The following is a 6,984-nucleotide window of genomic DNA, read 5'->3' as shown; positions in this document are numbered from 1 at the left end:
CGTCCAAAAAGGACGGGCGGGACGCCCATCCCACAATAACAATTAAAATTGTAAGTTATTTAATTCGCGATCCTTAGAAATAAACAAGACGGACACCACTGGCAGAGTAATAGCAATATCTCTCCTAGGAGTTAAAGTCATTGTAATACTTGGAGATTTGACTTGTCCACTTAAATAGTTATTGAATAATCCCTGCTTGAGTTTATAAGGGGAATTCCAAAACAAATTAGTGGAGAGTATCATAAAATCGCCTTGAGTTAATGTTGAATAAATTTACTATAGCAATCCTTGCAGGAGTCGTATTTTTTTACCCCACCCCAACCCTCCCCCCGGGTTCGGGGAGGGAGTAAGAAGTTCACAAATGATGCGAGGATTGCTATAGAGCAATCACTTTAATAATAGATGAGTCGGATCTCGTCTCGCGCAAAAATGGCACAATAACCGCAGGTCTGGGAAGACAACGTATCCGAAAAATTGGCAATGGGGATAACTGCGTAGTATGAGGAACCCCATATCTCTGTAAAAACTTCAGCTTTTTTACCAAAATAGGCTAAGATTTGTGATAAAGACTTCAGTATTTTATTTTTAAATTGGACACTGAGGACTTTATTGTTTACTACTACCCACTTAAAAAATGACAACACCAAAAACATTAGAACCGGAATTGGAATTTAATAGAATACCAGAAGAAGTATTGACACATATCTCCCAAATATTTACAGCCACCCTATTTAAAATAGGTGAGAATCCTGTATCGCTGCAGTCACTGGTGGAACTGCTTGTATTGTTTATGGCTATCCTTGTCATAGCACGCTTTTTTACGAACTTTCTTAAGGAAAGCTTGCTTGTTAGACTGGGAATTGACGAGGGGAACCGGGAAGCTATCGCAGTTATTATTGGGTATTTAATAGTAGCTTTGGGGGTAATAGTCGCCATCCAAAGCATCGGTTTCAACCTCGCTTCTTTTGCAGTAGTGGCCGGGGGATTAGGAGTCGGAATTGGCTTCGGAATCCAAGATTTAACAACTAATTTTGTCAGCGGCTTAACGCTGCTTTTAGACAGACCTGTGAAAGTCGGAGACTTTGTGGAATTAGAAGGATTAATGGGAATCGTCAAAAAAATATCGATTCGATCGACCATCCTACAAACTACTGAGGACTCTAGCGTCATAGTTCCCAACAGCAAAATGATTAGCAACAAAATTGTTAACTGGAGTTACGAAAACTCCCTACTCTGTCTGCGAGTTCCCGTAGAAGTAGCCGAGAATAGTAACCCGCTGTTAGTGACAGAAACTCTGTTAAATATTGCTTACGCAGAAGCTGGAGTCTTGTACGAACCGAACCCGAAAGTATTGTTTGTCGAGTTTGGTGATGATAGTTTTAAATTTGAACTTTTAGTGTGGACGGACAGGCCGACTGAAAGAGAATTAATTAAAAGTTCTTTGAATTTTGCAATTGAATACAATTTCCGCCAGCAAAAAATCGAATTTCCGTTCAATGACAGAGAAATTTATTTGCAAAACCCCGAAGTTCTGTTGTCAATGTTAAACAAAAAAGAAACTGCAATTGACCTCCCGAACAGTTACACGGAAAATGAGCAAAAACCGCCAATTTTTGCAGAGAAACTCAAAAAGCCATCGTCGCTTAGCGGTTTGCTAAGAGAGGTGGAATACTTTGAAAATCTGACCGATCTGGAATTGCGGCAATTGATTGAAGTTGGATACCGCAAACGGCTGCGATCGCAAGAATATTTGTTTCACGAAAACGACCCCGGAGATGCTTTTTACATGATTCTTTCAGGTTCAGTAGAAGTTTTTGTAGAAGCTATTAACAAACATCTGAATAACCTCGGTTCTGGTCAGTTTTTCGGGGAACTTTCTTTGATGTTGGGCATCCCCAGAACAGCTTCGGTGAGAGCTTTAGAAGAAACTATTTTGTTTGCCATCAATAAAGAAGGTTTCCAGAAAGTTTTAACTGAAAGACCGGATTTATCTGAACAGATTATTAAAGAAATAGTCAAACACAAAGAAGAACTCAGCGAGAGACAGCAATTATTGCGAGAAATGGAATTAGTAGAGGCAGCAGAAGAGGAGGAAAATCCTGTAGAATGGGTGAGAAAACGGCTAAAAAATCTATTTAGTGTTTGAAATAATTCCTATGACGCGATTTATTCACGATCTCTTTGCAAAAGAATACCTGGAGGAATTGCTGTCGCCGCTCGGAACGGTTAATATCGGCCGCGATGTGAGTTCCGAAGTTCGAGAAATCGATGTTTACTTCACTTTCTTCAATCTAAAATCTAAAATCTAAAATCTAAAATCGATTGATGCCCACAGCATCGAAAGCATTGGTAGATAGCTTTAATGCGATACCAGACACAGAGAATTGGATGCAGGGAATCTATTTTTTGGGGGAATCTTTGCGGACTGCAATTGTGGCGATTCACCAGTTGCCAGAAACTCCAGAAACTCTGTGGTTGAGGATTTTGGGCAAAGGGGGAGTGCAGCAAAGGGCTATTTCCCAATTAAGCGCTTTAGCAACAGACGATCCGTTGCGGATTATCGCGCTAGAATTGCTGTATCGGTTACAGTCAAATTTAGTAACCGATGCGCCACAAGAATTAGAGCCAGAAGAGCGGGAGTTAATTATGGCCATTGCACCACTTTTTCAACAACAAATACAAGCAGCACAGCAACAAGCTAGAGAAGAAGGACTAGAACAGGGACTAGAACAAGGACTAGAACGAGGTAGACAAGAACAACAGCGCTTAATCTTAGAAAACTTTCTGCGAGTTCGATTTGGAGAATTAAGCCCAAAAATGACGGCTTTTCTATCTCCAATATCCAAGTTGGCGGCGGCGGAATTTACAGTGCTGTTGCTGGCAATATCGATGTTAACAGTCGATGAAGCAGGGCGGGAATCAGCAGTGAAATTGTTGGCTGAAAGTGTCTTGCAAATACGATCGCCTGAATTGAGCGATATTCTGCCTACAGCCGTTACTAATTTATTGGCATTGCCTGTGGCAGAATTGACATTGTTTGTAGAACAACTGCCACAGTTATCGGCGGAGGAATTGAGGGAGAGGTTAGGGAAAACACCTGAATAGAACCTGCGATCGCAGCCATAAAGGGATCTCGCTCTTTATGGCATTTAAATGATTCTCGAATAAAATTCCTAGATTTTGTCGATCGCACTTAGGAATTGGACTGCGGGGATAAAATCAAATGCAGCAGAGCGTCGATCAATCGATCGCGCTCCATTGGGATAATATCTTTGCCGTGCATCATATGCTGCGTTAACTGGAAATATACCAGCGATCCAATAAAAATCCGCGCCGTTGCCTCCGCATCGGATAATTTTAACTCTGGATGCGATGCCAAATATTCAGTGAGCCGCTCGATCCCCGGTTTACCTAAGTTTCTCACAAAAGTCTGCGCTAGCTGGGGAAAACGCCCCGACTCCGCAATCACTAACCTCACAAAATTGAGATATTCTGGTTCCTGGGTCACCTGATCCAATATAGTTGTGGCAACGAATCGCAGCGCTACGGCGGGTTCTTCATCCAGAACCGTAAAATGGACTTTTTTTCGCGCCAGCCGCTGTACCAAGGCCGCGAATAATCCTTCTTTATCTGCAAAATAGCTGTAAACCGTGGCTTTGGAAACTCCCCCCGTCTTCGCTACCTTGTCCATACTCGTCCCCGCGTAGCCGTGGGTTAAAAATTCTTGCATCGCGCCTTGCAGGATTTGCTCGGTTTTGTCACTGGCTGCTGCGTCTGCTTCGATCGGTTTTGTCCTTGCCATACCTTGCTTCTGTAATTTTTATTTGGGAGCTTGACATTATTATACTGAACGGTTTAGTATGAATATGCATCGTAACTAAACCGTTTAGTTTTATTTTCTCACAAAGAGGTATGTCATGGTAAACCAACCAACAGCAGACGGCTTATCCTCAAATCCATCCCTAGTTAAACAACTCCTAGTTGTGGCCGCAGTAGCAACCCTGGGGGCAGGGGGAACCACAGGCTACACGATCTGGCGATCGCGCATACCCGATCCCAATGCAGTAGCCGCAGCAGCAGCCGTCACAGCATCCCAATTAACCACAGTTACAGCCTTGGGGCGACTCGAACCCAGAGGAGAAGTAATTAAAGTCTCCGCCTCCGGTGCAGCCGAAGGAAACCGGATCGATCGGCTTTTGGTAAAAGAAGGAGACAGGGTGAAAACAGGCCAGGCGATCGCAATTTTGGACAGTCGCGATCGCCTCTCGGCCGCCCTCGACCAAGCTCAAGAACAAGTGCGCGTCGCCGAAGCAAACCTAGCAAAAGTCAAAGCTGGAGCCAAAAACGGCGAAATTCAAGCCCAGAAAGCCACCATTGCCCGCATACAAGCCGATCGCAGCAACGAAATCACAGCGCAACAGGCGATCGTTGCCCGCCTAGAAATCGATCGCAGCACCGAAATTGCAGCGCAACAAGCCACAATTGCCCGCATCAGGGCCGAACAACAAGGTGAAATTCAAACCCAACAAGCCACAATTGCCCGTCTACAAGCCGAACTCCGCAACGCCATAAGCGAGGATCAGCGCTACTCCCAACTGTATGAACAGGGAGCAATTTCCGCCTCAACTAGCGACAGCAAAAGCCTCGCCGCCGAAACAGCCCAACAGCAAATCAACGAAGGAAAGGCAAAACTGAATCAAATTCAGGAATCCCGCCAACAACAAATTAACGAAGCCCAAGCCAAACTAAATCAAATTCAACAATCCCGCCAACAACAAATTAACGAAGCCCAAGCCAAACTCAGCCAAGTTGAGCAATCTCGACAACAGCAAATCGACGAAGCCAAAGCAAATCTCGATCGCATCGCCGAAGTGCGTCCCGTTGACATAGCAGCAGCCGCCGCCGAAGTCAGTTTGGCCGCAACAGCCGCCAAACAAGCCAAAGCCAATCTGGATCTAGCTTACATCCGTGCTCCCAGAGACGCCCAAGTCCTGAAAATTCACACGCATCCGGGGGAAAAAGTGGGAAACGACGGCATTGTCGAACTCGGACAAACTCGCGAGATGCTGGCTGTTGCCGAAATCTACGAAAGCGATGTGGACAAAGTACGCCTCGGACAAACCGCCAAAATTACTAGCGATGCTTTGACAGGCGAATTGCGGGGAACTGTCGAACATATTGGTTTGCAAGTGCAGCGGCAAAACATTGTTAACACCGATCCTTCTGCGAATATTGATGGTCGAATTGTGGAAGTAAAAGTGCGCTTAGATGAAGCTTCCAGCCAGAAAGTAGCGGGATTCACCAATTTGCAAGTCAAAGTGGCGATCGGGGAAATTAAAGATTAAGTAAAAAATGTTACTTTCTCCCCGGTAAAAAACTCTCTACTTCTTCCTCTCTCTTCCTTCGTGTCCTTCGCGTCTTCGCGGTTCAATAATCACATATTCTTTCAGTACGAAGAGAGTAAACCATCAGCCCTATCTCTTCAATCCCAAATCCCAAATCTAAAATCCTATGCTTGGACTCATAAAACCATTACAACAGTTAAGACGCAGAACTTCCCTCGGATGGCTGCAACTGAGTCACGACAAAGGGCGAATGCTGGTTGCAGTAGCAGGAATTGCCTTTGCTGACGTTTTGATGTTCATGCAGTTGGGCTTTCAAAATGCGCTTTACACCAGCAATACGCGGCTGCACCAAAGCTTGGAAACAGACTTAGTTTTGATTCACCCCCAAGCGCGAAATTTGATTAATTTGTCTTCCTTCCCCAGACGTAGATTGTATCAAGCAATGAACGTACCGGGCGTGAAATCAGCCGAGCCGCTTTACGTGAAAATTGCTAACTGGAAAAATCCCGAAACTCGGCGCGAAACGTCGCTGATGGTGGTCGGTTTCAATCCGAATCACCCCGCGTTTGCGCTTCCAGAAGTTAACCAAAATTTGAGCGCGATTAAATTGCCGGATACTGTGTTGTTCGATCGAGCTTCTAGGGGAGATTACCAAAAAACGATCGCACAAATCGATCGAGGAAAAGCCGTTAAAGCTGAGGTCGAGCGACGCAGGATTAACGTCAGCGGTTTATTCACAGTTGGAGCATCTTTTGCCGCCGACGGTATTTTGATGACTAGCGATCAAAATTACCTGCGCCTGTTTGCGAGACAAAACGCCGCGAGTGTTAATGCCGGATTAATTCAACTGCAACCGGGTGCGGACCCCGTGGAAGTTCAACAAGTTTTGAAAGCATATTTGCCGCCGGATGTCAAGGTACTAACCAAACAAGAATTTATCGATTTTGAGAAAAACTATTGGGCTAAGAATACTGCGATCGGCTTTGTGTTTAATTTAGGCGTCGCGATGGGTTTTGTCGTTGGGGTGATTATTGTTTATCAAGTTCTCTCAACCGATGTCAGCGACCACATGGGAGAATACGCTACTTTCAAAGCGATGGGCTACCGCAATGTTTATTTACTGGGCATCGTTTTTGAAGAAGCTCTAATTCTTTCCGTCCTCGGTTTTTTGCCGGGAGTAGGAGTCTCTTTCGGACTCTACTCTTTAACTCGCCAAGCTACAAATTTACCGCTTTATATGACGCTGCTGAGAGCATTTATAGTATTACTTTTGAACGTGATTATGTGCACTATTTCGGGAGCAATTGCCACTCGTAAACTGCAAGCAGCAGACCCGGCCGATATGTTTTAAGGGAAAATGAATAAGATAATACTAATTCTCAAAAGTCATGCAACAGTAGCTGTAGGGTGCGTCGCCACCCTTAAATCCTAAAAAAGAGCGACAATCTCAAAGCGACGCACCTTACCTGATAGTAGAAGATTCGGCGGTTGAAACCGCTTCTTGTCAAACGAAGTCCACTCCAAGCGGACTAAAGAATCAAGGGGGTATTCAAGCCAGATTTTGTATAAACTCCTGACTACACACATATTTTTTGTAATCATTCTCTTTTTTTTCTCGGCCTTTTCGGCGAATAAAGCT

General features: G+C 44.5%; 6 protein-coding genes. 5 read left to right on the top strand and 1 reads right to left on the bottom strand.

The window, feature by feature from the left end:
• Window positions 1–634: 634 nt before the first annotated feature.
• The 3 genes from QUB12_RS07365 to QUB12_RS07355 are packed head-to-tail and all read left to right on the top strand — an operon-like array spanning window position 635 to window position 3,105.
• Window positions 635–2,146, top strand: coding sequence for a mechanosensitive ion channel domain-containing protein (locus tag QUB12_RS07365; RefSeq protein WP_333306200.1), 1,512 nt, complete (start codon window positions 635–637; stop codon window positions 2,144–2,146).
• Window positions 2,147–2,156: 10 nt separating this feature from the next.
• Window positions 2,157–2,309, top strand: a complete 153-nt coding sequence (locus tag QUB12_RS07360; RefSeq protein ID WP_333109680.1) for a hypothetical protein — start codon at window positions 2,157–2,159, stop codon at window positions 2,307–2,309.
• 16 nt (window positions 2,310–2,325) lie between these two features.
• Complete coding sequence (locus QUB12_RS07355) at window positions 2,326–3,105, top strand: hypothetical protein (RefSeq protein ID WP_333306197.1); 780 nt, start codon at window positions 2,326–2,328, stop codon at window positions 3,103–3,105.
• An 88-nt stretch (window positions 3,106–3,193) separates the two neighbouring features.
• On the opposite strand, the gene QUB12_RS07350 is transcribed toward QUB12_RS07355, so the two are convergent.
• Entirely contained in the window at window positions 3,194–3,802 is a 609-nt protein-coding gene (locus tag QUB12_RS07350) for a TetR/AcrR family transcriptional regulator (protein ID WP_333140798.1), read from the bottom strand.
• Window positions 3,803–3,917: 115 nt separating this feature from the next.
• Here QUB12_RS07350 and QUB12_RS07345 point away from each other — a divergent pair, with 115 nt between their 5' ends.
• Both QUB12_RS07345 and devC read left to right on the top strand, forming a co-directional pair.
• The gene (locus QUB12_RS07345; RefSeq protein WP_333306195.1) at window positions 3,918–5,345 is read left to right on the top strand and encodes an HlyD family efflux transporter periplasmic adaptor subunit; all 1,428 of its coding nucleotides are present in this window, start codon (window positions 3,918–3,920) and stop codon (window positions 5,343–5,345) included.
• Between the two features lie 166 nt (window positions 5,346–5,511).
• On the top strand, window positions 5,512–6,696 hold the full coding sequence (devC, locus tag QUB12_RS07340) for an ABC transporter permease DevC (RefSeq protein WP_333306193.1): 1,185 nt from the start codon (window positions 5,512–5,514) through the stop codon (window positions 6,694–6,696).
• Window positions 6,697–6,984: the final 288 nt, after the last annotated feature.

This window comes from Microcoleus sp. B7-D4 (genome assembly GCF_036705125.1).
Lineage (GTDB): Bacteria > Cyanobacteriota > Cyanobacteriia > Cyanobacteriales > Microcoleaceae > Microcoleus.
This window is presented reverse-complemented; position numbering and strand designations above follow the sequence as displayed.

What these genes read in the sequence shown, in the direction of transcription:
- QUB12_RS07345 (WP_333306195.1), top strand. Translation starts at nt 3,918, where the DNA reads ATGGTAAACCAACCAACAGCAGACGGCTTATCCTCAAATCCATCCCTA.
- devC (WP_333306193.1), top strand. Translation starts at nt 5,512, where the DNA reads ATGCTTGGACTCATAAAACCATTACAACAGTTAAGACGCAGAACTTCC.
- QUB12_RS07365 (WP_333306200.1), top strand. Translation starts at nt 635, where the DNA reads ATGACAACACCAAAAACATTAGAACCGGAATTGGAATTTAATAGAATA.
- QUB12_RS07355 (WP_333306197.1), top strand. Translation starts at nt 2,326, where the DNA reads ATGCCCACAGCATCGAAAGCATTGGTAGATAGCTTTAATGCGATACCA.
- QUB12_RS07360 (WP_333109680.1), top strand. Translation starts at nt 2,157, where the DNA reads ATGACGCGATTTATTCACGATCTCTTTGCAAAAGAATACCTGGAGGAA.
- QUB12_RS07350 (WP_333140798.1), bottom strand. Translation starts at nt 3,802, where the DNA reads ATGGCAAGGACAAAACCGATCGAAGCAGACGCAGCAGCCAGTGACAAA.